Annotated in this window: 16 protein-coding genes and 1 pseudogene; 7 read left to right on the top strand and 10 right to left on the bottom strand. The window is 43.2% G+C overall.

Annotated features, from left to right (window positions below):
* Positions 1–33: 33 nt before the first annotated feature.
* The 4 genes from PMEL_RS00860 to PMEL_RS00845 form a co-directional block, all read right to left on the bottom strand.
* Entirely contained in the window at positions 34–1,041 is a 1,008-nt protein-coding gene (locus tag PMEL_RS00860) for a SusF/SusE family outer membrane protein (protein ID WP_120173557.1), read from the bottom strand.
* Positions 1,042–1,123: 82 nt separating this feature from the next.
* Positions 1,124–2,302 (bottom strand): SusE domain-containing protein, encoded by a 1,179-nt coding sequence (locus PMEL_RS00855; protein WP_120173556.1) that lies wholly within the window; start codon positions 2,300–2,302, stop codon positions 1,124–1,126.
* 279 nt (positions 2,303–2,581) lie between these two features.
* Positions 2,582–4,210, bottom strand: a complete 1,629-nt coding sequence (locus PMEL_RS00850) for a RagB/SusD family nutrient uptake outer membrane protein (protein ID WP_120173555.1) — start codon at positions 4,208–4,210, stop codon at positions 2,582–2,584.
* A 21-nt stretch (positions 4,211–4,231) separates the two neighbouring features.
* Positions 4,232–7,297, bottom strand: coding sequence for a SusC/RagA family TonB-linked outer membrane protein (locus PMEL_RS00845; protein WP_120173554.1), 3,066 nt, complete (start codon positions 7,295–7,297; stop codon positions 4,232–4,234).
* Positions 7,298–7,578: 281 nt separating this feature from the next.
* Here PMEL_RS00845 and PMEL_RS00840 point away from each other — a divergent pair, with 281 nt between their 5' ends.
* From PMEL_RS00840 to PMEL_RS00820, 5 genes are all read left to right on the top strand, one after another.
* A complete protein-coding gene (locus PMEL_RS00840) occupies positions 7,579–8,604 on the top strand; it encodes a LacI family DNA-binding transcriptional regulator (protein WP_120173553.1) in 1,026 nt (341 codons plus the stop codon).
* A 171-nt stretch (positions 8,605–8,775) separates the two neighbouring features.
* Complete coding sequence (locus PMEL_RS00835; RefSeq protein WP_120173552.1) at positions 8,776–10,110, top strand: SLC45 family MFS transporter; 1,335 nt, start codon at positions 8,776–8,778, stop codon at positions 10,108–10,110.
* A 658-nt stretch (positions 10,111–10,768) separates the two neighbouring features.
* Positions 10,769–13,462 (top strand): 4-alpha-glucanotransferase, encoded by a 2,694-nt coding sequence (locus PMEL_RS00830; protein WP_120173551.1) that lies wholly within the window; start codon positions 10,769–10,771, stop codon positions 13,460–13,462.
* Between the two features lie 131 nt (positions 13,463–13,593).
* A complete protein-coding gene (pulA, locus tag PMEL_RS00825) occupies positions 13,594–15,507 on the top strand; it encodes a type I pullulanase (RefSeq protein WP_120173550.1) in 1,914 nt (637 codons plus the stop codon).
* Between the two features lie 151 nt (positions 15,508–15,658).
* Complete coding sequence (locus tag PMEL_RS00820) at positions 15,659–17,638, top strand: glycoside hydrolase family 13 protein (RefSeq protein WP_120173549.1); 1,980 nt, start codon at positions 15,659–15,661, stop codon at positions 17,636–17,638.
* Positions 17,639–17,740: 102 nt separating this feature from the next.
* On the opposite strand, the gene PMEL_RS00815 is transcribed toward PMEL_RS00820, so the two are convergent.
* From PMEL_RS00815 to PMEL_RS00790, 6 genes and pseudogenes are all read right to left on the bottom strand, one after another.
* Positions 17,741–18,265 carry a DUF6646 family protein gene (locus tag PMEL_RS00815; RefSeq protein ID WP_120174593.1) on the bottom strand — a complete coding sequence of 175 codons (525 nt, stop codon included), beginning with the start codon at positions 18,263–18,265 and terminating at the stop codon, positions 17,741–17,743.
* Positions 18,266–18,281: 16 nt separating this feature from the next.
* Positions 18,282–19,729: pseudogene (locus tag PMEL_RS12520) on the bottom strand (hypothetical protein).
* Between the two features lie 307 nt (positions 19,730–20,036).
* Positions 20,037–20,534 carry a hypothetical protein gene (locus tag PMEL_RS00805; protein WP_120173548.1) on the bottom strand — a complete coding sequence of 166 codons (498 nt, stop codon included), beginning with the start codon at positions 20,532–20,534 and terminating at the stop codon, positions 20,037–20,039.
* Between the two features lie 378 nt (positions 20,535–20,912).
* The gene (locus PMEL_RS00800) at positions 20,913–21,842 is read right to left on the bottom strand and encodes a redoxin domain-containing protein (protein ID WP_120173547.1); all 930 of its coding nucleotides are present in this window, start codon (positions 21,840–21,842) and stop codon (positions 20,913–20,915) included.
* A 128-nt stretch (positions 21,843–21,970) separates the two neighbouring features.
* Complete coding sequence (locus PMEL_RS00795) at positions 21,971–23,650, bottom strand: ABC transporter ATP-binding protein (RefSeq protein ID WP_120173546.1); 1,680 nt, start codon at positions 23,648–23,650, stop codon at positions 21,971–21,973.
* A gap of 147 nt (positions 23,651–23,797) precedes the next feature.
* Entirely contained in the window at positions 23,798–24,688 is an 891-nt protein-coding gene (locus PMEL_RS00790) for an NAD kinase (RefSeq protein WP_120173545.1), read from the bottom strand.
* Between the two features lie 134 nt (positions 24,689–24,822).
* Here PMEL_RS00790 and PMEL_RS00785 point away from each other — a divergent pair, with 134 nt between their 5' ends.
* Together PMEL_RS00785 and PMEL_RS00780 are read left to right on the top strand one after the other, a co-directional pair.
* Positions 24,823–25,392: a DJ-1 family glyoxalase III gene (locus PMEL_RS00785; protein WP_120173544.1), complete on the top strand. Its 570-nt coding sequence runs from the start codon at positions 24,823–24,825 to the stop codon at positions 25,390–25,392.
* 22 nt (positions 25,393–25,414) lie between these two features.
* A complete protein-coding gene (locus PMEL_RS00780; RefSeq protein ID WP_120173543.1) occupies positions 25,415–26,107 on the top strand; it encodes a 2-C-methyl-D-erythritol 4-phosphate cytidylyltransferase in 693 nt (230 codons plus the stop codon).
* Positions 26,108–26,567: the final 460 nt, after the last annotated feature.

The raw sequence follows: 26,567 nt of genomic DNA, 5'->3' as shown, positions 1-26,567 counted from the left end.
CACACTCTTATCATTTTACCTAAATTCAAGTAATTAAGGAGCTGTCTCCATTGTGCAATAAGACTTCGTATCACACAAGAGATAGAGTTTGATATTATACTTACCAGCTGCAACATTGATGTTACCACCCTTGAAAGTAATATCAGTCAATGAGCCACCCCAGTCTAATACCCAATCATTGTTAGCACGGAACTTCATCTCACCAGCAGTCAGTGTAATGCCCTTAATCTCCCAACACTTCTCAGTAGCATTGTAGGTCATTGCCTGATCGCTGCTCCAGCCACCTGCTGTTGCAGAACCAATAACACCAACACGACTAATAGCTGTGTAGGTAAGTGCCTGTGATGTGAGGTCAACATCTACCTTATAGAAGCCTGCAGGCTCAGTCATCACGATATTACTACCCTTCTCTACGAGACCAGTACCATAATCAGTACCATTCCAATCCTGCTGAGTTGCAAACTTAAAGCCGTTCTGATTGAGATACATAAAGCCAGTGTACTTACCATCAGCAGCTGCGCTATAAAGCGGATTGCTGAATGACCAGCCATTAGCATCGCCTGACATATAAAGATACTGAGTGAAAGCTGGGGCAACACAAGTCACATTTGCAGTTACGCTCTGTGAAAGACTGAAACCCTCACCACGAAGCAACTTTACTTTATCTGTCACTGTAACAGGCACCTGATGCTGGTCGCCATTCTTACCATAGAGGTTCTCTACGGCAGAAACAAGTTCTGTACTCTTCACCTTACCGCTCTTGCTTGCGTTGAGGGTTGCGGTCTTGTTGTTATAAGAAAGTACAGCTGTCAGGGTCTGAGAAACAACTGAATCTGTTGATACCACCTTTGGAACAAACAGCTGAACAGAGTCTGCTGTCTCTGTATTGAAGTCGATTGCAGCAGCTTGACTTACAGTAAACGAAACCGTACTAACTGTTTCTGCACTGTTACTCTGTGGAGCAGACCATGCTTCATATTCATCGCTACCGCAAGAAGCAAGGAGCAATGCGGCACTTGCCATGATTAATAATTTCTTCATTTCGATTCTTCTTGTTATGTGATAAGGGTGTGCCATGCTGGTTGTGCCTGCTGACACACCCCCTATTATCATCTTTAATAAATTACTGCTTTACAAAAGAGTACTGACCAGTGATGTCGTTGAAGTAAACAATGTAAGTACCCTTACCATTGCGAACATTCTTACCACCCTTCGTAGCAACACCGTATGGGAATACTTCAGAACCCCAGTTTACGTCCCAAGTACCATTAGCAGCAAACTTACAGCCCTCACCATCAGCACCAGTAGACTTCTCTGCAAAGGTTACAGTAGCCTTCCAGTCGTGGTTCTCAACAACAGAAGTCTGTGCAGTCATTGGTGTTCCTGCAGGGCTCCAGCCGTCATGCTTGCCTGGCAGACCCATAGAGTTGTAAACAGTAGGTGTAGCACCCGTGTACTCTGCAATCGTCAGTTTCACATTCTTAGTATCAAAAGTAATGGTGTAGTAACCTGCTGTTGGCACCTTGATATCAGAAGATCCACCATCGTTATAAACGAAATCACCATAGCTTGAACCCTGACCAACCTGACCAGCATCCCAGTTTGAAGGATCCTTCTTCAACTTGAAGCCCGCAGTTGACAGATAACCAGTCCAAGAGATAACACCCTTACCAGTCTTCTTGTCATACTCCTGACCTTCCATTGGCAACAAAGGAACAACATGGCTATCGCCCCATGAACCGTTACCAAATGAGCCACCAATGAGATACCAAGTCTCAATCGCGGCATCAGAAAGTTCTACATAATAAGGCGCCACGCTTACCTTTACAGGGTTAGAGTAGATAGTATCACCATTTACCAATGAGTAAACACGTGCATAGAGTTCCTGTGTTGCAGGGACAGTAGTCTCCTCATAGCGTTCCATCTTCTGAATAGCGGTAGCGAGGTCGGCTGCAGGAACAGAGGTAGAAGCAGTACCTGTTGGCGAACCAACAGCAGCATAGTTACCACGTTCAGCATCCATATCAACAACAGCGTCCACAGACTTTGTCCAAGTGTTGGTAGTTGAGAACTGCATACCATATTCAGCGGCTACAGGGAAACCGTATGCTGGCTGTGACCATGTGAACTTCAGGCCCTCAGCAACCTTCAAATCTATTGTTTGTGCAGCGTAAGCTGGTGTGTTCAGAACAAATGTCTTTGGTGACTGAAGAACTGGGTTATTGTCCAAGTCCTTGTCGCAAGCTGAGAACAATGCCACACCTGCACACAACAGCAACGATGACTTAATTATTGATTTCATATTGATTATTCTTTAATCGTTTTCTTTCTATTATTCAGTAGTACGTCTTTTCAATGCCTTTTAAGTCCCAAGAACATCTTTATTTACCATGAAGTAGGTCATATTAGAGTCTTGTCGGCGAATTCTTTTCATGAAAAGAAATAATTATTTTCACGAGGAGAAATATTTATTTTCATGAAGAAAAATATTTATTTTCATGAAAAGAATTTGCCAATGATGATTTCCGAGAGATTCAATCACGGTTTTCACCAGACTTTTCAGCCATTGACAACACCTTAATTAATACCCAGTATTCTGAATCAAGTTGCTGTTAGCAACCATATCACTTGTCGGAATTGGGAAGAGATTGAGGTGAGAGTCGAAGTTACGGCCGCTCTTCACACCACCCTTCCAGCTCCAGTTGTAATTAACATTACCACCGAAGTAGCCGAAACGGATAAGTGTTGTACGACGCAAGCCCTCAAAGTAGAACTCACGACTCCACTCGTCACAAATCTGACGGAGTGAGTAAGCGGTCTGAGTAGTTGCATTAGCACGCGTGCGGAGCGCATTGATATAAGCTGTACCCTGTGCTGTTGTTGTTCCATTGTTCTGACGTGCGTCAGCCTCAGCATACATCAAGTAAGCCTCAGCAGCACGCATAAGGAAGAAGTCAGCATCTGGGAAGAGTGAGTTATGACCTGCACTGCCGTCCGTCTTGAAGTTATTAAACTTACAAACAGAGAATCCGTTGGTAAATACCTTTACGCCCTTCTCATCGTCACCATTGCTTACAGTACGACCTTCACCATCGAAGAGAGCGCGATCGTCATCAGCAGCTGCTGGCATAGCGTATGCAGCAACATTTGGAGCATCGTTATTCGGGAAGAACTTCTGTACGAGGTCTGTACGCATACGGTTACCAGCCCAACCACCAGTTGTGTTGTTACCAGCAACAGTTGCACTCTTGATATGCTCGCTGTTGTCGTTAGAACCAGCCATGAGATAGAGTGTTGTTCCGTATGAAGTAGTCTTCAAACCATCCTGAAGGATTGGGAAGATAGCCTCAACAGAAGCACCGTTCTCACCATTATCGCCCATAAAGAGCTGCTGATAAGCACTCCACTGACCCTTCTTGGTAGTATAGAGCTTATAAGGAGAGTCGATAACCTTCTTTGCATAGGTCTTAGCGTTAGCCCAATCAGCAGTACCTGTATAAACCTCAGCATTCATATAAAGACGAGCCAAGAGCATCCAAGCAGCTGCCTTGTCAACACGACCATAACCAGTAGTGGTAGAAGTCTTTGGACTTGCATCATTCAGCTTAGGCTCAACCTCGTTCTTCAACTCGTCAATAAGCCACTTATAGAGTTCTGCACGCTGAATACGAGCAGGATTAGCAGATGAAATAGCTGTTGTGAAAGGAACATTGCCCCATCCATCCAAGAGGTAATAATAGTTCAAGGCACGGATGAAACGAACCTCAGCTGACATCGTTGCATTGTAGTCACCGAAGTCTGCAAGATACTGGTTGCAATAGGTAATACCAACATAAAGACGGTAATAGAAACCCTTCAACATTGGATGTGAAGCGTCATAGCTATTGAAGTTCATGTTAGAAATACCTTCATCACCCCATGCGCAGATAGCTTCATCAGTGGTCAATTCCTGTGAGTTGAACAACTGACGTACGTAACCACTGGTTCCGCCGTCAATACCATCAACATCGCTATCGCCATTAGCTCCACCGTTACCAGCCATAGCAATATGAGCATAGCACTTATTGAATGCACTTTCTGGTGACGTATTTTCCTTTGTATTAAGATTTGGATCAATTGGTTTTACATCCAAATCGCCTGTACAAGAGGTAAATCCTACTGACAACAGAAGTGCTGCTGCAGAGAATATATATTTGAATTTAGTATTCATTGTCTTTACTCTTTTATATATTTAGAAATTCAGGTTCAAACCCAAGATGAATGAGATTGGACGTGGGTAGAGGTTGTTATCAATACCATTGAACACCTCTGGATCGAGACCCTTATACTTAGTAAGGCAGAACACGTTATTCACAGTTCCATAAACACGACCAGTAAGACCATTCCATGAACCCTGCTTGAGAAGGTTAGCGAAGCTATAACCCAAGGTCACGTTATCCATCTTCAAGAATGAAGCATTCTGTACCCAGTAGTCTGTCTGTGTAGATGTAGTCTCTGTTGACAACCAGTTGTCAGCCACTACGTCCTTAGGACGGTTCACAAGGAACTTGCTCTTTGCATAGATTTCTGAGTTAGACATATTAGAAGTGCTTGCAAAAGCATCATTGTAAACATAGTTACCAAGACTTGCACGGAGTGCGAAACCAAGGTCCCAGTTGCGATATTCAAAACGTGAAGCAAAGCCCATTGTTACTGGTGCTGCAGGTGCCTTGTAGTAATACTTATCAGCATCAGTAATCTTACCATCGCTATTGCGGTCAACAACTACACCTTCCAATGGCTTACCATTCTGGTCGTATGCCTGCTGGAATACGTGGAAAGAGTTAACAGCATTACCTACGTGCTGTGCCTGAATGTTACCACCTGTACCGGCAGAAATACCACCTGTTGGTACGAAGTAGTCTGGATCGTTACCACCATTAAGGTTAGTAATCTTATTATAGTTATAGGTGAAGTTATAATCCATTGTCCAGTTGAAGTCCTTAGCGTTCACAGCCAACCAGTGGAGACTTGTTTCAACACCCATATTATACATAGAACCGATGTTGCTCATTACCTGATTACGGAAGTTAGAACCAGCAGGTACGGTTGCACTATTGAGCAAGTCGGTGGTCTTACGGTAGTACCAATCAACGCTACCAGTGAGGCGCTGCTTGAGAATACCCCAATCAAGTCCTACATTATAAGAGGTAGTAGTTTCCCACTTCAAGTTTGGATCGTATGCCTTTGGACGAGCCAAAGAACCATCACCAGAGATTGGATAGGTAGATTCATTACCTTTATTCATTTCGTATATCGCAAAGTAATTGTAGTCGCCGATACCTTCCTGCTGACCAGTCATACCCCAGCTGAGACGAAGCTTCAAGTCTGACAACCAGTCAATCTGCTTGAAAAGGTTCTCTTCATTGATACGCCATGCGAAAGCAAATGATGGGAATGTTGCCCAATGCTCCTTGAAACGTGAAGAACCATCATTACGTACGGTTGCAGTTACCATATAACGACCATCCATCAAAGACCAGTTTGCACGACCGAAGAAAGATACGAGGTAGTTCTCTGTCGCATAGTAATAAGGTGCATAATTGCGTTGTTTGCCTGCAAGAGTTGCATCACTGTTTGTTGATGGATAATAACTCCAATAAGCATTCTTAGTGTTATGCCAGAAATGTGCCCACTCATAACCAGCCATGATATCGAAGTGATTCTTTGCTTTATCATTGAAATCGTGGTAGTACTGAGCGTATGCAGAGAGCTGCATGTTACGTTTCAACTGCGATTCCCAACCGTATGAGCCATAATAGATTGCCTGTGGAGAAGCAGGATCAACATCTGTTACCTGACGTCCCTTAGCTACATCAATACCCGCTGTAACGTGAAGACGGAGGTCTTCAAAACCATGAACCTTATAGTCGAAATCTGCACTACCGAGGAAGTCGCGGCTGATAGCACGGTCGTTCTTCAGGTTAAGAATAGACACAGGGTTCTTTGTTGCCAATAAATAGTAGGTCTTTGGCCAGCTACTATCATTGAGAGCTGTACCATCATCAAGCCACTGGTAGTAGCCTGCGAAGTTGTCATAACCAGACGCATAGACTGGCTGTGTTGGGTCAAACTGACGTGCTGCCTTGATAGCCTCACCATCAGCAAAGCGGTTCTTTGTCCACATTCCCTTTGCATTCAACGTAACCTTCAAATGGTCATTCAAGAAAGAAGGGTTCAATGTCAACGCTCCTGTGAAACGCTCAAAGTTAGAAGTCTTAATGATACCCTGCTGGTTTGTGTAGCCTGCACTAACACGATAAGGCAACCAGTTAGCAACCTGACCAGAAACAGCTACGTTATGATCATGGCTTATAGCAGTACGGAAGATTTCGTTCTGCCAATTAGTATTAGCCTTACCAAGGCGTGAATAAGCTGTTGGAACTTGATTACCATTAGAATCAAGGGTATAAAGATCAGTACCAAACTTGTTTGCTATGAGGCTACGATACTCATCAGCAGACAAGACATCAAGATTCTTAGAATTCCTACTAACGGTAAAGCTACCATTATAAGAAACCTGCAAGCCACGACGTCCCTTCTTAGTTGTAATGATGATAACACCATTTGAACCACGAGAACCATAGATTGCAGTAGCAGAAGCATCCTTCAAAACGTTGAAAGACTCAATATCTTGTGGGTTTACAAGTGACAAAGGATTGCTCACACCCTTAACACCTGTCTGGTCCATAGCCACACCATCAATCACAATCAATGGACTGTTAGATGCGTTCAAAGAAGAACCACCACGAATACGGATGTTAGCACCACCACCAGGAGTACCACCATCGTTTGTTACACTCACACCAGCAACCTTACCAGCGAGCATATCCTGTGCATTAACAACAAGACCTTTGTTCTTGCTATCTGGCTTCAAGGCTGTCACAGAACCCGTAAGGTCACTCTTCTTAACAGCACCATAACCAATAACAACAACCTCATTCATCTGCTGTGCTTGGTCTTCCTGAAGTGTAATTACCATACCATTGGTTGCAGCCACTTGTTGTTTCTGGAAACCAATGTAAGAGATTGTCAACGTAGCACCCGGCTGTACGTTGATAGAGAAGTTACCATCAAGGTCGGTCACAGTACCATTACCTGTCCCATTAATAAGGACAGAGGCACCAATAACTGGCTCGCCAGTAGCATCCTTCACCTGTCCAGTAATCGTAGACTGCGCAAAGGCACTGACTGAAAGGAATAGACCCAACAATAGAGTCAAAATCCTAACAGGAAATTTGCATTTTACCTGCTTCATCTTTGTTATTGTTAAAGTAATTTATAAATTGATTAAAGTAATATTCGTTTAGCTTGATCAAAGGTAGGTTAATAGCCGCTAATTGGGCTTTTTCTGCTGCAAAGGTAGTTGAGTTTAAGCTACTTTATACTATTTTTGCTTTGAATTTGCAATTTACATAATGCAAACGATTGCACAAATAAATATAAGATAAATAAATTGACATAGGTCAAAGGATTTGTAGAAAATATGTATATTTGCGATATAAAACCATTAGCAGACTAAAAACAAAGTTAAATCGCATGAGTGACTCAACCAACATAACAATGAAGGATATAGCCCGAGACCTTGGTGTTTCGGTCGCTACCGTCTCTCGTGCACTCAAAGACAGTCCTCGTATCTCTGCAGAAAAGCGTGAGGCAATAAAGAAGTATGCACAAGAACATAACTTCTATCCTAACCTTCTTGCTGAGAGTCTGCGCAAAAGTAAGGTACAACCGATTAAGGTTATCGGTGTTATCATTCCACAGCTTGACCATTTCTACTTCTCATCTATTCTTTCTGGTATCGAAGAAGAGGCTTCCTCACGTGGCTATCGAATTATGGTTGCACAGAGCCGAGAGAACTATGAGGACGAAGTGAAAATCTGTCGAGCATTTTCGGAGAGTAAGGTTTGTGGCATCATCGTTTCTCAAGCGAAGAATACCACCAAATACGACCATTTCCAAACACTCATAGATAAGAGTATGCCTTTGGTTTTCTACGATCGTATCAGTACGGGTGTCAATGCAAGCCGAGTAGTTGTTGATGACTACATGGGTGCTTTCTCTGCCGTCACACACCTTATTAATACTGGTTGCAAGCGTATTGCATATTACGGCACTTCGTTAACAATGCAAATCGCAAAGAACCGTTATAATGGATATCTTGATGCCTTACTGAAGAATGGTATGCAACCTAACGAGCAACTGATAAAGAACTGCGACAACAGATCAGAAGCCGAGCTTATCACGCCAAGCATAATGCGACTTCCCGAACCACCAGATGCCTTCTTTGCCGTCAATGATGATACGGCTATCGGTATTCTTTATTCCTGCAAACGATTAGGTTTCCGTGTTCCAGAAGACATCTCTATCTGTGGCTTCACTAATGGACAACGTGCCATTGCCTGCGATCCAATGCTGACAACTGTGGAACAAAGAGGAATTCGCGTTGGTGAAGAGGCTGCAAGTATTCTTATCGACCAAGTAGAAGGAAGACTTCCTAAAAATCGAGTTGAGAAACGTGTGGTAAGGACAAGGCTGATTATCAGAGGGACAACGAGATAAGGAGCCCTCCCCCAACCCCTCCAAAGGAGGGGAGTGCTGAGGACAAAATTGGGCTTATTTGCCCAATAAGCCCAATAAGCCTAATAACCCTATCTTCAAAAGAAAACAAACAACACAAGCTTCGCACTCCCTCTCAAGAGGGACTTAGGGAGCACAAAATCTAACATAACAATGAAACAAAAACCTAACTTAAGCTTCTGGCAACTTTGGAATCTCAGCTTTGGATTCTTTGGAGTGCAGATTGCGTACGCGCTGCAGAGTGCCAACATCTCACGCATCTTCGCAACATTAGGTGCTGACCCTCACAATCTTAGCTACTTCTGGATACTCCCTCCATTGATGGGTATCGTCGTACAACCGATTGTTGGTTCGCTCTCAGACAAGACGTGGACACGCTTCGGACGTCGCATTCCTTACCTCTTCGTAGGTGCAGCCATGTCTGTTCTCGTGATGTGTCTGCTGCCGAATGCGGGCTCTTTAGGTATGGCAGTTTCAACGGCTATGGTATTTGGACTTGTCTCATTGATGTTCCTCGACACAAGTATCAATATGGCTATGCAACCCTTTAAGATGTTGGTGGGAGATATGGTCAACGAAAAACAGAAGACACTCGCCTACTCTATTCAGAGTTTCCTCTGCAATGCAGGCTCTATCGCCGGCTACGTCTTCCCATTCTTCTTCACCTTCTTAGGTATCTCTAACCAAGCTCCATCGGGTGTAGTACCAGACTCTGTGGTCTATTCTTTCTATATTGGTGCAGCCATCCTCATCCTCTGTGTTATCTTTACCACAGCCAAGGTAAAGGAGATGCCACCAAAGGAGTACGCTGAATACCATAGCGTTAAGAATACAGAGAACGAATCAAAGGCAAACTTACTCACACTTCTTAAGAACGCTCCATCTACCTTCTGGAAAGTCGGTTTGGTACAGTTCTTCTGCTGGTTCGCCTTTATGTATATGTGGACTTATACCAATGGAACCGTAGCAGCTAACTGTTGGGGCGTAGATATGCTTGCACATGATGCAACGATGACAAAGGGCTATCAAGAAGCAGGCAACTGGGTAGGTATTCTCTTTGCTGTACAAGCTATTGGCTCAGTGCTGTGGGCAATGGTTCTTCCACAGTTCAAGAACACCAAACTCGCATACTCCTTCTCGCTTATCTTAGGTGCAGCAGGCTTTATCCTCGCAGCCTTCGTACACGACCAGTATGTTATGTTCATCCCATTCCTCCTCATTGGATGCGCTTGGGCGGCGATATTGGCAATGCCATTCACCTTAGTGACCAATGCGCTCGAGGGTTATGGCCACTTGGGAACTTATCTTGGCTTGTTCAACGGAACCATCTGTATCCCACAGATTATTGCTGCGGCTATTGGCGGAGTACTACTCCAGATGGTTGGCTCCGTACAAAGTAATATGATGATTGTAGCAGGCGTTTCCCTTATCCTCGGTGCAATGTCCGTTGGATTCATAAAGGTACGCCGTCCTGCAGAGCAAGGGTAACAATAACTTTTTTATAATCTCTCTGAATTTAAGGGTGTGCTGAAAAGTGTTTCAGCACACCTTTTCCTTTTCTACAAACGCTTTTTACACCTCTTATCGTTCAACAAAATAAACCTTTTCTATCAGCAACTCACTACCACTCTACCCTCACCAACAAGTTATTTTCATGAAAAAAAATATTTTTCTTCATGAAAATAAATATTTCTTCTCACGTAAATAAATATTTATCACCATGAAAAGAAATGATAAAGCACTGAGAAATCAATCCCAATAAAGCATTCTTTCCTATGCAAATAAATAGCTAACATCAGCTAACAAACATCCTCTTACAAGTTTGCCATTCGCAGTTTACAAGTCATATAGTACCCATCACAAAACTTATTTACCGTTTCTAACGACCGTGTTGCAGCCCCGCACCATTGGTGTTGGGCGTGTGCACCATTGGTGCTAAGCACTAACACGAAAGCAAAGTAGCGTTAGAGAGCATCGAAAATAAGGTTTTATTTATACTTATAGAGCGTTAGTTGATTAGCCATGAATTATCGCCAATTCAGCAATATGCAAACGATTGCGCAAGAATTGATATAAATCATGTAAAAGGGTATTGCTTTTTCTGATTAATATTATTATCTTTGACGAAAAATAACTACCCAACTCTATGAACATACAGTTTCACATTGACTACCAGACCTACTACGGACAAGACCTTGTCCTGAATATTATCACAGGTCAACACAACGGGGCTATAGAGGCCTCACAGTACAGAATGCGCACATCTGATGGCTACCACTGGGAGGTGGAAGTGAAGAAAGATGCAAAGCCAGGAACGCATATCGAATATTTCTACAGCATTCTCTGTGGAGATAACGAACAGCGAAAAGAATGGGGTATCGTGAATCATCGTCTTGACTTTGACACAGAACGCAGTCTTAACTATCGTGTTTACGACCACTGGAGTGATATTCCAGACAATGCTTATCTCTATACTTCTGCTATCACCGATTGTGTTGCTGGCAAGAAGATGGCTAAGGGTAAACTCAATAACTATAACAAAGCTGTCACGCTGAAGGTGCGTGCACCACAGTTAGGTGCTACGGATGAGCTCTATCTTGTAGGTGCTGAGCCTGCATTAGGTGCTTGGAACGTGAAGAAGGCACTGAAGATGGCACAGTATAATATCAACGAGTGGAGCTATACCTTAGATGCTACAAAACTTGTTGGCGACCAACTTGAAGTAAAGTTCTTCGTCAAGAGCAATGATAGCAATGAGAATCTTGTATGGGAGTACAGCGACAACCGTACCGTGACATTGCCTACAATGGACGAAGGCGACGTTGTTGTTTATGAATTGACAGAGGCTGCTTTCCCACTTCCTGCCGTTCGTGTTGCAGGAACTTTGGTACCAGTGTTCTCACTCCGTTCGGAAACAAGCTTCGGTATCGGTGACTTCGGTGATTTGAAGAAGATGGTTGACTGGGTGAGTATGACCAACCAGCGTGCGCTGCAGATTCTCCCTATCAACGACACAACTATCACACACACGTGGACAGACTCTTATCCATACAGCTGTATCTCTATCTTTGCCCTCCATCCACAGTATGCTGACCTTACTGCATTACCTGCATTGAAGGACAAGAAACAGAGTGAGAAGTTCGAGAAACTACGCAAAGAGCTTAACGCACTACCACAGATTGACTATGAGCGCGTGAACGATGCGAAGAATGAATACCTCCGTCTGCTCTTTGAACAGGAAGGTACTAAGGTACTCGAAAGCACTGCTTTCAAAACCTTCTTTGCTGAAACAGAGAGTTGGCTCGTGCCTTACGCACAGTATTCTTATATGAGAGATAAGTTCGGAACAGCCGACTTCTCTCACTGGCCAGACCATAAGCAATGGGATGAGGCTGACCGCAAGGCATTGTCTAATCCTAAGGACAAGGCTTATAAAGAGGTGGCTTTCTTCTATTACGTACAGTTCGTGTTGAGCAGTCAGCTGAAGGCGGTACACGAATATGCACAGGCTCATAAGATTATCCTCAAGGGTGACATTCCTATCGGTGTTAATCGCTATGGCTGTGACGTATGGACAGAACCACGTTACTTCAACCTTAACGGGCAGGCGGGTGCTCCACCTGATGATTTCTCAGTGAATGGTCAGAACTGGGGTTTCCCTACTTACAACTGGGATGAGATGATTAAGGACGGCTGTCAGTGGTGGGTAAACCGCTTCCAGAATATGGCGCAATACTTTGATGCTTATCGCATCGACCACGTTCTCGGCTTCTTCCGTATCTGGGAGATTCCTATTCATTCGGTACACGGACTGCTTGGTCAGTTCTCTCCATCACTCGGTATGAGCCGTGAGGAGATTGAAGGCTATGGTCTACACTGGCAGGAAGAACTCTTCACTGAGCCATTCATTGCCGATTGGGTACTCGATCGCATCTTCCGTGAGCACGCTGATGAGGTAAGACAGAAGTATGTGGAACATGTATGGGGCGACAGATACAAGATGCGTTCAGCGTATGACACACAGCGAAAGGTTGAGAAAGCATTTGCTGGTAAGACCTCTGATGTTGACATCTGGCTGCGTGACGGACTTTACGCATTAATCAGCAATGTTCTCTTCGTTCGTGACCATAAGGATCCAAACCGCTTCCATCCACGTATCTGCGTACAGTTCGACTTTATTTATGAGAGTCTCTACGATAGCGATAAGGCTATATTCAATAAGCTTTACAACGATTACTTCTATCGTCGTAATAACCAGTTCTGGTATCAGGAGGCTATGAAGAAGTTGCCTAAGTTGGTGAATGCGACTCGTATGCTTGTCTGTGCAGAGGACTTGGGAATGGTTCCTGATTGCGTAGCATGGGTGATGAATGAGCTACGTATTCTCAGCCTTGAGATTCAGAGTATGCCAAAGGATCCAAAGGTACGCTTCGGTCATCTTGGTGAGAACCCTTACCGCAGTGTTAGCACCATCTCTACTCACGACATGGCAACGCTACGTCAGTGGTGGGATGAAGACTGGGAACGTGCGCAGGATTACTTCAATAGTATGTTACATCGTGGTGGTCCAGCACCTCACCCACTACCAGGTTGGTTGGCAAGAGACATCGTAAGCCGTCACCTTACATCACCAAGTATGCTCTGTATCCTCGGTATTCAGGACTGGATGAGCATCGACGAGGAATTGCGTTTGGCTGACCCTAATGCTGAGCGTATCAATGTTCCTGCCAATCCAAAGCATTACTGGCGTTACCGTATGCACGTTAGCATTGAGGACTTGATGAAGAATAAGGCTTTCAATGAGCAGATAACAGACCTTATCTATCAGGCGGGTCGATAAAAAGAATAGGTGATGATGGCTATTGTAAATTGTTATAACAATCCATCATCACCTAATATTCAACACCCCCCCCAACACCCATCATCCAAATCATCAACACCCAACATTCAACACCCAACATTCAACACCCAATGAAAATAAAATATAAACTTGCAGCATCTGTTGCTGCTTTCATATTCTCACAGAACGCTACTGCTCAGCAGCGATTCAACGAGATGTCCTATTCTCCGAGTGAGACAACCTTCCGCCTCAATGCTCCCTCTAAACCAACGCTCCGCCTTTATGAGGCAGGACGAGGTGGAAAAGCCTACAAGAAGGTGAAACTTACACCAAGTGGAGACAACACTTGGACTGCTACTGTGAAGGGAGATCTCAAAGGTAAGTTCTATACCTTCGATATCGGACACGGCGAGACACCGGGTGTCTTTGCCAAAGCGGTAGGTTGTAATGGCGGTCGTGGTGCCGTTGTTGACATGAAGGAGACTAACCCAACGGGCTGGGAGAGCGATCGTCGTGTACCGACTAAGAGTCCGGCAGATCTCATTATCTATGAGTTGCACCATCGTGACTTCTCTATTGATAACTCATCGGGCTTAATGCACAAGGGTAAATACCTTGCCTTGACAGAGCAGAAGGCTATTGACCACTTGAAGAAGTTGGGTATTAATGCTGTACATATCCTCCCTTCGTTCGATTTTGCATCAGTAGATGAATCCAAGCCAGACGTTCCACAGTATAATTGGGGATATGACCCATTGAACTACAATGTACCAGAGGGAAGCTATTCATACGATGCTAATCTGCCAACTCGTCGTATCACGGAGTTCAAACAGATGGTACAAGCATTGCACAAAGCGGGTATCAGAGTTATCCTCGACGTTGTTTACAACCATACTTTCGACCTCGCAAATAGCAACTTTGAGCGTACTTATCCTAAGGCTTACTACCGATACAAAGCTGATGGTACACCATCAGATGGCTCAGGGTGTGGCAATGAGACAGCAAGTGAGCGTCCTTTGATGCGCGATTATATGCTGGAGTCAATGAAGTATTGGGTAAATGAATATCATATTGATGGCTTCCGTGTAGACCTTATGGGCGTACATGACATTCAAACCATGAACGAAATCCGTCGTGAACTCAATGCTATCGACCCTGAGATATTCGTTTATGGAGAGGGTTGGAGTGCTGGTACCTGTGCTTACCCACATGAGAAGTTGGCTATGAAGGCTGCTGTTCCACAGATGCCGGGCATTGCTGCTTTCTCTGATGATATTCGTGATGCCTTGCGTGGACCCTTCTCTGACGACCATAAGCCCGGTTTCCTTGGTGGTGTTACAGGCTTGGAAGAGAGTCTAAAAGCGGGTATCGCAGGTATGATTGAGCATCCACAGGTAGATTACTCAAAGGTAAATTATTCTAAGAAACCATACGCTCTTGAGCCTACTCAGATGATTTCTTACGTCAGCTGTCACGATGATTTGTGTCTTGTTGACCGTCTGAAGGCTTCTATTCCAGAGGCTGAATACGACGAGAATGAGCTGATTCGTCTGAATGAACTTGCCCAAACAGCTATCTTCACATCACAGGGTGTACCTTTCATGCTCTCTGGTGAGGAGATGCTTCGTAACAAGAAAGGAGTGCATAACTCGTATAATTCACCTGATAGTATCAATCACCTCGACTGGAATAACCTCAAGACTTATCCACAGGTATTCAACTATTACAGTGGACTCATCAACCTTCGCAAGGCACACCCAGCCTTCCGATTGGGCAAAGCCGACCTCGTTCGCAAGCATCTTGAGTTCCTTCCTGTACAGGACTGTTTGGTTGCTTTCCGTCTAAAAGACCACGCTGGTGGTGACAAGTGGAAGAACATCTACGTCATCCTCAACGCCAACAAGGAGCTTCGCACCGTAAACATCCCTAAGGGTCAGTACACTATCGTATGTGCAAATGGTGAAGTGAATGAGGCTGGATTAGGCAAGATGGAAGGTGGTGAGGTAATGGTTGATGCCCAGTCAGCCCTTATCTTGCATGATTAAGGGCCCCTATCCTTCTCCACTTCTCCCTCGAAGAGAGGAGTACTGACCATTCAGCAGATTATTAATAGCTGTCAGGAATATTGGGCTTATTGGTCCTATTAGGCTAATACGGCTAATAAGCCCAATACCACAGCAAAACAAATTACCTAAAATGAACCGCAAACAAAGAACCAACTATCCTAATCTTCCTCTCTTTCAAAAGACTTGGAAGATTCTTTTATTCTTACTTCTTTTATCATCTCCTATGACCGCTCAGAACAGTACGGCAGTTCAAAAGAAAGCCAATAATCGAACAGCTACACCGAACGTTACCCGCATTGACCCTACCAACTGGTTCGCTGACATGCAGGACCCAACGTTACAGCTAATGGTATATGGCAAGGATATCAAGTTTGCTGACGTCACAACGGACTACCCTAACGTAAAGATTGACTCGCTCGTACGCCTCGATTCACCTAATTACCTCCTTGTTTATCTTAACTTAAAAGGGGCGAAACCGGGTGAGATAACCCTTACCTTCGCTAATAAGAATAGTAAAAAGACTACGAAGAAGTTCCAACTAAAGGCACGTGAGATGGCTGGAACAGAGCGAAAAGGCTTCGATATTTCGGATGTATTGTATATGTTGATGCCCGATCGTTTTGCTAATGGTAACCCAAAGAACGACGTTATTAAAGGGATGGAAGACCAACTCTGCGACCGCAATGAGCCAAGTCTTCGACATGGTGGCGACCTCGAAGGACTCCGCCAACACCTCGATTACTTCACCGACCTTGGTGTTACAGCACTCTGGTTTACGCCAGTATTAGAGAATGATCGCCCTGCCGATGGTGGCAAACACAGTACCTACCACGGCTATGCAACAACCGATTACTATCGCGTTGACCCTCGCTTCGGTACGAACGAAGAATATAAAGCCCTCGTAGATGAATGTCATAAGAAGGGGTTGAAGGTGGTTATGGATATGATTTTCAACCATTGTGGCGACTATCATCCATGGGCTAAGGGCACACGCATGGATGAGAACGGCAAGACTATCAAAGACTATCCATCAAAAGACTGGTTTAACAGTCCTAATTATGGACTTCAGACAAGTTACAAACTCACTCCTGTTCTTGACCCATACGCCAGCAAAGTGGATATGGCTGAGACTGTTGATGGATGGTTTGTATCGTCAATGCCCGACCTCAACCAGCGCAATCCACACGTTATCAAGTATCTGATTCAGAATTCTATTTGGTGGATTGAGACCGTTGGTATTGATGGTATCCGTATGGATACTTACCCTTACGCAGACCGACAAGCAATGGCAGACTGGATGAAGGTCCTCAATAAGGAATATCCTAACTTCAACACCGTTGGCGAAACATGGGTAACAGAACCTGCTTACACGGCTGCTTGGCAAAAAGACAGCAAGCTCTCTGATGTCAACAGCTATCTAAAAACGGTAATGGACTTCGCCTTCTTTGATCGTCTTTCGCAGGCAAAGAACGAGGAAACAGACGACTGGTGGAAAGGATGGAACCGCATTTACAACTCTCTTTGCTTCGATTACCTCTACACTGACCCATCTTCTGTGATGGCATTCATTGAGAATCACGATACTGATCGCTATCTTGGCAATGGTAAGGATTCAACGGCTTTGAAGCAGGCGTACGCCCTCTTGCTGACAATGAAGCGTATCCCGCAGCTTTATTATGGTACGGAGATTCTGATGAATGGTACAAAAGAGAAGACCGATGGTAATGTACGTCAAGACTTCCCAGGTGGTTTCCCAGGCGATAAGGTCAATAAGTTCACACGTGAAGGCCGTACCAAAGCCGAGAATGCAATGTTTGATTGGACCAGCCGTCTCCTCCATTGGCGACAGAACAACGATGTAATTATCAATGGTTCTCAGACCCAATTCATTCCTCACCATGGTGTTTACGTTCTTGCACGTCAACATAATGGCAAGACGGTCCTCACCATCCTCAATGGAAAAAAGGCCGACAACCAAGTCGATGTAGCCCGTTATGCCGAAGTAATTGGTACACATACCACTGCAATCGATGTCCTCACAGGTGCTACAGTAGACCTCACAAAGAATATTCCTTTGGCTCAACGACAAGCAATGGTGCTCAGTTTCTAATTTTAAAACATTGAATAAAAGTCAGAAACAAATATAAACTCTACACTAAACAACAAAGACTATCGGAGTTCCCGATAGTCTTTGTTGTTTCTATTCACTACATCAGAACGTAACAGTCAGACCCACAGAGAGAGCTGTTTTGCCTTGATAGACGCGCCCATGTTCCACATCATCGCTAAAAGTCTTGAAGAGATTCTGCCGAACCTGCCCATAGACTCCGATTGCCTCACTGAAGTTATAGCGCACACCTACCTGCAAACCAGCTGTTCGTAAGCCGACAGAAGCACCACTATAAATATCCAGTACGGATGGTAGTTTCAGTACTTCAGCCCAATGATAGTTACCCATCAGACTGAGGTCATACCCCATTAAGGCTCTATCACGTCCCTCATCATAGTCCTTCACATTGACATAAGTTACCTGTCCACCTACTGAAACGTAGTCGCTAAGCGCATAATCACTACCTAACTCTATACCTGATCTCCCTCCAACATTGGCATAACCTGCATAAACTTTAATATCTCCTTCTCCGTCCCACGCCTGTGCTTGTACACTATGCGGGACACAAAGCAGACAGCCAAACAGTAAAAGCCAGTGGAAGAAACGGAATTTAACTATATATTTCATTATCTTCATAGCGCGGTTACTTTATAGTGTACTTTGTAACAGCAAACACCTTACGGCGCTCACCAGTCTTAGAATTCTTCACCACCTGCGTTCCATAGACAAGGAAGTTATCTCCATACCAGTGCTGAGAGTTAGAATAACGCATCTTCTTAACGTCTTCGTCATCATTATCCGTTTCGATAATCTCCGACGTACGGTCTTGAATCACATTTCCATCAGCATTCCTAAAGAGTTTTGAAACCAGTCGGTTCTTATCAGTAAAAAGAAGATTCACATTATTACCCTTCATACTTGCAGAAACAAAACGCTTCACATACATTGGCAACAAACGTGGTTCCATAGGGAAGCATTCATCCCAAAGCAGATTACCTGCAACATCAAACTTTACAAGAACGGCGTGTGTATAGTTATAACCTGCAAAGGTTGTCACCATCGTAGTACCAATCCAAGTCGTACGATAAACTGGATAGTAAGCCTCACCCAGATAGAAATAATCCTTACCATCCGTCATAATACGGTGAGAAGCCATCAGATACTTCAGCGAATACTCCTTACCAGCCTTCTCTGCCTTTTCCTTTCTACGTTCAATCTTTGCTTGCTTACGATCGCTCATGTACTCCGTAAAGTTCTTTAGCTTCAAGAAGTTGTAGAACTTGATATTATTAAATCTATCGTCTTTCAGCTCTGAGAAGAAGATACCTTCCGCCCCACCTTTCTTCGACTTAAGTAAGTTCCTGTAACAAAGAACTTGTTTCCTGCCTTTGAAACTGATGCCGAGATAATTCGTTCAGCAATATCAGCCGTAAGATTGTTTGCACCTAACTGATTGCCTTGCATATCCATACGAAGCAGATAAACATCTGACTCTACTCCTACCAACGCATAGATAGTATTGTCTATCACGGTGTTTTCAAGCACAAAGATATTCTTATCCTTCACTTTTGGGAAGTGGATATCGGTAAATCGGCAATTACCCGTCTTCAAATCAATGATGCCAATGCGGTCTAATTTCTTCTGTGTTGAACTGAAAACGACTGATCCATTCGCAATAACGAGATTTCTCATCGACCCTTTACGGGTGTATTCACCATCCGTTGTGGTTATTTTATGTGTTGCAGGATTGAAAGCAACGATCATAAACGAACCATCCTTCTGACGCAAAACAGTATAAAGCACACCACTTTCAACCACATCTGAATAGAAATACATACCCTTATCAATCAATATTGAATCGGTACTTATTAGTTTCATTGCGGTTGAATAAAACTCAGTCTTGAAGTAACGCTTACCCTCTTTGCTGTCCTTAGCAAACGACTGAATAACCAGTCCCTTGTCATCCACAGGCAACACTACCTGATCTTCATAGTCAGCACGGTGAGGATACTCTATTCTTCCTGTCACCTGAGCAGTCATACTCATCACCTGAGAGCACAACGCAATAACACATAATAGCAGAGTTCTCATAATTACTTTATCGTTAATAGTTAATGATTAAGATTGTCTTTATCTTTTTAGAACTATCTAAAAGTTCGTTACACTACATAATTTTAGGCTCTCGTCTTCCTCCTTTCAAACTTTTAACTTACTAAACACAAAAGTACATTTTTTATTGGATAGTTACAAATAATTCAAAGAAACTTTCACAGCCTACTATTATTTTTATCCAAATTAACCTAATCTATTGAGCATAAAAAGGATGCATAAATCGTATATAGACACAACAATGAGAAAGTCCTAACGCTCTTCTCGCTGCTTTTATACGTCTTTCTCCCTATTCAGCATCATGCACTTTTAATAGATTCATAAGTTCATTGAACTCGGAAGAGTATTTTACACCTGTTTGTCCCCAGTTATATTCATATCGAACGGTCTTTCCTGGATAGTAAATATAGATGTATAGACCACCCATATCACTGCAATGTTCGTTACCTTTTACCGCCACAATGTCCTTTACAGTACCCTTGACAAACATATCATCAACAAGTTCTTGTACACGACGAGCACTATCATCACTAAAACGAACAGTTCTGACAGTGTCTTTACCATCGTCAGATACAAATATTGATCGCGTACATTTCGTTACACTTCCATTCTTATATAACATCCAATAAACCTCCGTAAGACCGCAACTATAGCCGGGATCACGTCCAATAAGAACGGAGTCATACGCACTGAGTGTATCCTTTTCCTTGATACTACCTCGATTACCTTCTGAACAACTGACGACTGCGAAGGCAATTATTCCACATAACCATAATAACTTATTCATCCTTCTAAAAAATTAAAAATTCAACCGCTATCAATCTATCCTACTAACTATATCGGAACGTAAGACACTATAAAACGGTGCAACTATCAACTATAACCTTTCCTTTATGTACTTTTCACAAAAGTAAGCATTAATATTCTTGTTTCCAAACATTGATCAATAAAAGTTCGTCTTACACATCTCTTCTATACGTGTTAGTGCTTAGCACATAGCGTGCGGAGGGTAAGCACCAATGGTGCGGAGTACTAACACGATGAATGATGAGGCTCAAGTAGATTCAAAAAGAGCGTTTTTAAAGAGATAAAAAACACAAGGCTGCCCTCGTTAGGACAGCCTTGTACATCTTATTGATAACTTAATTGTTGTCGAATCCGTCTATTACTGGAAGAGAATATTTACTGTTGTCTTGCTCTTTACAGGGCGACCATTCTGCATAGCAGGGTTCCACTTAGGCATATTGTTCGTAAGACGAACAGCCTGCTCTTTGTAATATTCAACACAGTTTTCCAACACACGCTTCTGTTTTTCAGCATCCATCTTCATGAAGTGCTTGCTTGTGCCCTTCACATTCTTTACGTCAACGACACGAGCACCAGTAACAGTACCATCCATTTCGACATTGAAAACAACGGTCATCTCTGCCTGTACCTTTGAACGGAATGACTGAATGCTGCGACGCTGACTCTGTGCAAAATAGTTATTAATAGCTTCCTGACCACCTTCAAAGGTTGGGAGCACCTCTGTCTTACTAACCTGTGGAGTCAGAGAAAGGGACTCCAACTTCGCTTTCAGCTTATTAATCTCCACCGTTCCCATGACAATCTTGCCCTCTGGGTCAACGAGATACATTGAAGGAATCCAATCAATCTTATACAACTTGTCGATAACAGTATTCTTTCTGAACTTCTTTAGTTCGCTCACCTGTGTCCAGTGCATCTGATACTTGCCCCAATAAGTCTGTGCCCAAACCTCACGATCGGTATCGAAAGAGATACCAACAAACTGCACTCCATAATCACGGAACTGCTCGTAAAGTGCCTTCATAGCAGGAATGTCACGACGACAGTCTGGACACCAGCTTGCCCAGAAATCCAATACCACGTAACTACCACGATACTGACTCAACTTTATTTCCTTAGCATCGTATGTCTTCAACTTAAACTCAGGCGCACGAGTACCCGGCTTGAGCATGTTCGTGGCATACTTAGCATCTAAATCCTTAGTTGGTTCAACGTTTGTTGTCTGTGCAAAAGCCACTGATGCGGACATAAGAAATACACTGACAACAGCTAAAAGAATTCTTTTCATATCTAATTTTATTCTATTTTCTTTATCTTTCTTCCACTAATAAGATTGGAATTTGCAGTTTTTAGGTCTCCTTTCAGTTTTCAGTTATGTTGCAAATATACGACCTTATTTTGAATAACGCAAATACATTATTGTATTTTTTCTATGGTCAACGTCTGGTCGCAATAGTCAACAACAGCTGGACGATGGGTGATAAAAATCACCGTTTTATCGTGATTGGAGAGTATATTCTTCAAGAGGTCGCGCTCTGTCTGTGGGTCAAGGGCTGACGTTGCCTCATCAAATATCATGATACTACGGTCACGCAGTAACGAACGAGCTATGGCAATGCGTTGTGCCTGTCCTTCACTGAGTCCTCCTCCCTGCTCTGAACAGAGCGTATCAAGTCCTAAAGGGAGATGAAAAACAAAGTCTGCACAACTCTTCTTTAATACAGCTATCATCTCTTCCTCTGTTGCATCAACCTTACCAAGCAGCAAGTTCTCACGAATTGTACCACTAAGGAGTGTATTACCTTGTGGAACATAAACGAAGTTAGTACGCATCAATGGTGTTAACTCCTTACTTTCCTTTTCATTGTAAATCTCAACTGAGCCCTTATTTGGTTTTAATAAGGCAAGCAACATACGCACCAGCGTTGTCTTTCCTGCACCTGTCTCACCAAGAATAGCCGTACAAGAACCTGGGTAGAAATCGAAGTCAAGATTCTTCAATATCTCTCGTTCGGCATCATCATAACGATAATCGACATGGTTTAGACGAATACCACAAGGGCCAGCGAGTTCGATTGGGTCTCCTTGTTCTTCCAAAGGATTCTCCTCTAACTCCATTAATCGCTCGGCAGCAGTGAACACTGAGACGAAAGCTGGAACCAGTTTCGTGAGCTGACGAGCAGGGTTCTGAATCTTATTTACCAACTGCAAGAAGGCTGTCATACCGCCAAAAGTCAGCGAATGAGCCGACATGCGGAGGGCTGCCCACGTAAAAGCAACAAGATAACCAAAAGCAAATCCAAAGTTCAAGACAAGGTTTGAGAATACAGAAAACTTCGTTCTACGCACTACCTTACGGCGCAATTCGTGTTGTGTTCCCTCCAACTTCCCAACAATCATCTCGTCACTTTCAAGTGTCTTTATGAGCATTCGGTGTTGAATGGTCTCTTGCAAAACACTCTGAACCTTTGAGTCTGAGTCGCGAACCTCACGTGTCAATCGTCTCATCTGGCGTACATAAACCTTGCTGATGAGGACAAACAGCGGAATCATGATAACAATAATAATGGCAAGACGCCAATCCATCGACATCAGATAGAAGAAAGCACCGAGGAACATTGCCAATGTTGAGACTGAATTGGGTATTGTTTCTGTGAGGAAACTTACCACGTTAGCAACGTCAATCTCCAATCGGTTTAACACATCACCACTATGATGACGCTCCTTACCGTGCCACTCCGAACGTAGAATACGGTCGAGCATGCGCTGCTGCATACGGTTCTGAGCCTTGATACCTAACAAGTTTCTCACCCATACAGAGGCTATGTTCAATGCAAAATCACAGAGAATCAAAGCACCCATGATGCTCACTGCTACATAGATACTACCCTCTATGACATGAGAAGCCACATCAATGGCATGCTGTACAGCCCAAACTGTTGCCAAAGAAACGACTACGCTGAGAATACCTATCAAAGCATTCAGTACTGCCTGCTTACGATTACCACGCCAAGCATTCCACAACCAGCGAAATATCTCTTTGCTTGTGTAACGCGTTTCAGGGATTTGAAAGAGTTTCTTTATCTTGCTTAGCATTGTTTTTTCTTATCTTTATTTTTATTGAAAGCCTTGAGTTGCTGGGTATTCTAGGATAGATAGGACTCCTAGAGCTCCTAGGAAAGCTAGAAAAACTAGGCTGAATGAAAAGCCTTTCACTGCCTTTCATGCTAACAACTAACCTTCTTAAAACTGGCGTGTATCAGCTCCCCACATCAGTTTCTCACGTAGTGTGGAGAAGAAACGCTGCCCATAAACCTTCACGATACGCACTTTATGAGGCGCTTTCTTGATTGTTAGCGTTACTCCTTCACTGAGTTTCTCTGATCGTCCATCCACAGCTGCAAGGAAGTTATGGCTTCGACTCTGCACTTCCAACTTTATCTCAGCCTCATCACTGATAACGATCGGACGAATATTTAGACTATGTGGAGCAACAGGAGTCATACTTAAAATACCTGATTGAGGCACGATAATCGGACCGCCAACCGACAATGAGTAAGCCGTTGAGCCCGTTGGTGTACTGATAACGAGTCCGTCAGCAAGATAAGTTACCAGATATTCACCATTCACACTTGCTTTTATGGATATCATTGCAGCATTGTCGCGTTTCAAGATAGCGATATCATTCAATGCAAAAGGGCAAAATTCAAGAGCTGCACCATCCGCTTTTAGCTGGATAACAGCACGTTCCTCTATTTCATATTTCCCCTCATAGACATTATCAAGCACGTTTCTTATCTCCTCAGGAGTCACATTTGCAAGGAAACCTAATCGTCCCATGTTAACGCCAATGATAGGTATTTGCTTAGGACCAACCTTACTTGCAGCCTTAAGGAAGGTTCCATCGCCACCTAAGGAGATAACGTAATCAACATCAAAGTTTACCCCTTCAAATACACCTGCTATTGAAAAATCCTTTTTCAGTTCTTTTAGTAGAGTATGATAGAAGTTCTGTTCGATATATACATCAGCCCCACGCCCTACCAGATAGTCTAAAATATCAACAATCTGAAGCGTATTAAAAGCCTTGGGAGTATTGCCGAAAATAGCAAAACTAAGTTTCTTTTCTGCCATAAAAACGTGCCTTTTTAAATTCTTTTAGTCTTACAAGCCACACGATACCATGAATATTTAGTATATTTGCAGACACTATTCATTTGCAAAATTAAAGATTTTTATTGGATTTATTACGTAAAAACAAAATAATTATGGCTAAGGTATATGAGTTTCTCGCTGATGGCTTCGAAGAAGTTGAGGCTTTGGCACCTGTAGATATCTTGCGTCGTGGAGGCATAGAGGTCAAGATGGTCAGTATAACTGGAAGCAACCTCGTTGAGTCATCACATGGTGTAGTCGTTAAAGCCGACCTCCTTTTCGAGGACATAACCGACTTCTCTGATGCAGACCTTCTGATGTTACCGGGCGGTATGCCTGGTTCTAAGAACTTGAATGAGCACGATGGCGTTCGTAATGCACTCAAAGAGCAGTTTGAGAAGGGCAAACGCGTTGCTGCAATCTGTGCTGCACCATTGGTTTTGGCATCTGTTGGCTTGCTGAAAGGTAAGAAGGCAACAATCTATCCAGGTATGGAAACCTACTTAGGTGAGGATGCTGAATACACAGGAGCACTTGTTCAGGAGGACGGAAACGTAACTACTGGTGCTGGTCCTGCTGCTTCTTTCCCATACGGATACAAGCTTTTAAGCTATTTCTTACCAGCAGAGAAGGTGGAAGAGATACAGAAGGGTATGATTTACGACTGTCTTCTCAATTCATAAACCATATTCATAGCATAGAATTGTGACGTCTAAAACATCAAAATATGCCATCATCGTCGCTGGTGGAAAGGGATTGCGAATGGGAGCAGACATACCCAAACAGTTTCTTCCTGTTGGTGGAAAGCCTGTCCTTATGCACACAATCAGTCGCTTTCATGCCTACGATAAGGAATTGAAGGTTATCCTCGTCCTACCAAAAGAGCAACAAGCTTATTGGCAGGAGCTATGCGAGCAGTATCATTTCAATGAGGAGTACCAGTTAGCTGATGGTGGTGCAAGTCGCTTTCAATCGTGCAAGAATGGTATCTCGATGATTCCTACAGATACTATTGGACTTGTCGGCATCCATGATGGTGTACGTCCTTTCGTCTCTTGTGAGACCATTGCACGTTGTTTTGATACTGCCCAAACGTCGAAAGCAGTCATTCCTGTATTGCCAGTTACTGACACCCTACGTTTTATCGGTGATTACCCAAGTGGAAGAAACGTACAGCGTAGCGATTATAAAGCCGTGCAAACGCCACAAGTCTTTGACATCCAACTTATCAAAAAGGCATACGAACAAGAAGAAAGTGCCGATTTTACTGATGACGCCAGCGTTGTTGAGCGACTCGGACAAGCGGTAACAATGGTGGAAGGAAACCGTGAGAATATTAAAATCACAACACCTTTCGACTTGAAAGTGGCAGAAGCTCTTTTAATTCATAATTCATAATTCACAATTATTCGAACGAAGTTCTCATCAGTACGTCATAATTATGATTACCAATGATGCTTAAAGACAAAGTTCAAAACTCAAAGTTTAATGTTCAAAGGTTCATAATTATGATTACTGAGTTTGGTGTGGTTATTGGATGAGAAGAACGAAAGAGTGGAAACGTAAAAATGATGTTTTAAGTTGATAGATAGCACCATAAAATAGCGTAGAGCATAGAGATAAGAAGTGTAAAGGGCGTTCTTTCCGAATTATTTTCACGTAAAAAAGAAATTATTTACATGAAAAGAAATATTTATTTTCACGAAGAAAAATATTTATTGTCATGAAAATAATTCGCAATAGGCAAATTCTAACGTAAGAAAGGAGGCTGAAGAACGACTTTATTTACACACTATTCAAAGCTAAAAGAGGGTCGAAAGCAAGTGAGAAAGTGAATGAGTAGACAAGCTAAGAAGTG

The sequence above is a fragment of the Prevotella melaninogenica genome (genome assembly GCF_003609775.1).
GTDB classification, from domain to species: Bacteria; Bacteroidota; Bacteroidia; order Bacteroidales; family Bacteroidaceae; genus Prevotella; species Prevotella melaninogenica_A.
This window is presented reverse-complemented; position numbering and strand designations above follow the sequence as displayed.

What these genes read in the sequence shown, in the direction of transcription:
- PMEL_RS00860 (WP_120173557.1), bottom strand. Translation starts at nt 1,041, where the DNA reads ATGAAGAAATTATTAATCATGGCAAGTGCCGCATTGCTCCTTGCTTCT.
- PMEL_RS00855 (WP_120173556.1), bottom strand. Translation starts at nt 2,302, where the DNA reads ATGAAATCAATAATTAAGTCATCGTTGCTGTTGTGTGCAGGTGTGGCA.
- PMEL_RS00850 (WP_120173555.1), bottom strand. Translation starts at nt 4,210, where the DNA reads ATGAATACTAAATTCAAATATATATTCTCTGCAGCAGCACTTCTGTTG.
- PMEL_RS00845 (WP_120173554.1), bottom strand. Translation starts at nt 7,297, where the DNA reads ATGAAGCAGGTAAAATGCAAATTTCCTGTTAGGATTTTGACTCTATTG.
- PMEL_RS00840 (WP_120173553.1), top strand. Translation starts at nt 7,579, where the DNA reads ATGAGTGACTCAACCAACATAACAATGAAGGATATAGCCCGAGACCTT.
- PMEL_RS00835 (WP_120173552.1), top strand. Translation starts at nt 8,776, where the DNA reads ATGAAACAAAAACCTAACTTAAGCTTCTGGCAACTTTGGAATCTCAGC.
- PMEL_RS00830 (WP_120173551.1), top strand. Translation starts at nt 10,769, where the DNA reads ATGAACATACAGTTTCACATTGACTACCAGACCTACTACGGACAAGAC.
- pulA (WP_120173550.1), top strand. Translation starts at nt 13,594, where the DNA reads ATGAAAATAAAATATAAACTTGCAGCATCTGTTGCTGCTTTCATATTC.
- PMEL_RS00820 (WP_120173549.1), top strand. Translation starts at nt 15,659, where the DNA reads ATGAACCGCAAACAAAGAACCAACTATCCTAATCTTCCTCTCTTTCAA.
- PMEL_RS00815 (WP_120174593.1), bottom strand. Translation starts at nt 18,265, where the DNA reads ATGAAATATATAGTTAAATTCCGTTTCTTCCACTGGCTTTTACTGTTT.
- PMEL_RS00805 (WP_120173548.1), bottom strand. Translation starts at nt 20,534, where the DNA reads ATGAATAAGTTATTATGGTTATGTGGAATAATTGCCTTCGCAGTCGTC.
- PMEL_RS00800 (WP_120173547.1), bottom strand. Translation starts at nt 21,842, where the DNA reads ATGAAAAGAATTCTTTTAGCTGTTGTCAGTGTATTTCTTATGTCCGCA.
- PMEL_RS00795 (WP_120173546.1), bottom strand. Translation starts at nt 23,650, where the DNA reads ATGCTAAGCAAGATAAAGAAACTCTTTCAAATCCCTGAAACGCGTTAC.
- PMEL_RS00790 (WP_120173545.1), bottom strand. Translation starts at nt 24,688, where the DNA reads ATGGCAGAAAAGAAACTTAGTTTTGCTATTTTCGGCAATACTCCCAAG.
- PMEL_RS00785 (WP_120173544.1), top strand. Translation starts at nt 24,823, where the DNA reads ATGGCTAAGGTATATGAGTTTCTCGCTGATGGCTTCGAAGAAGTTGAG.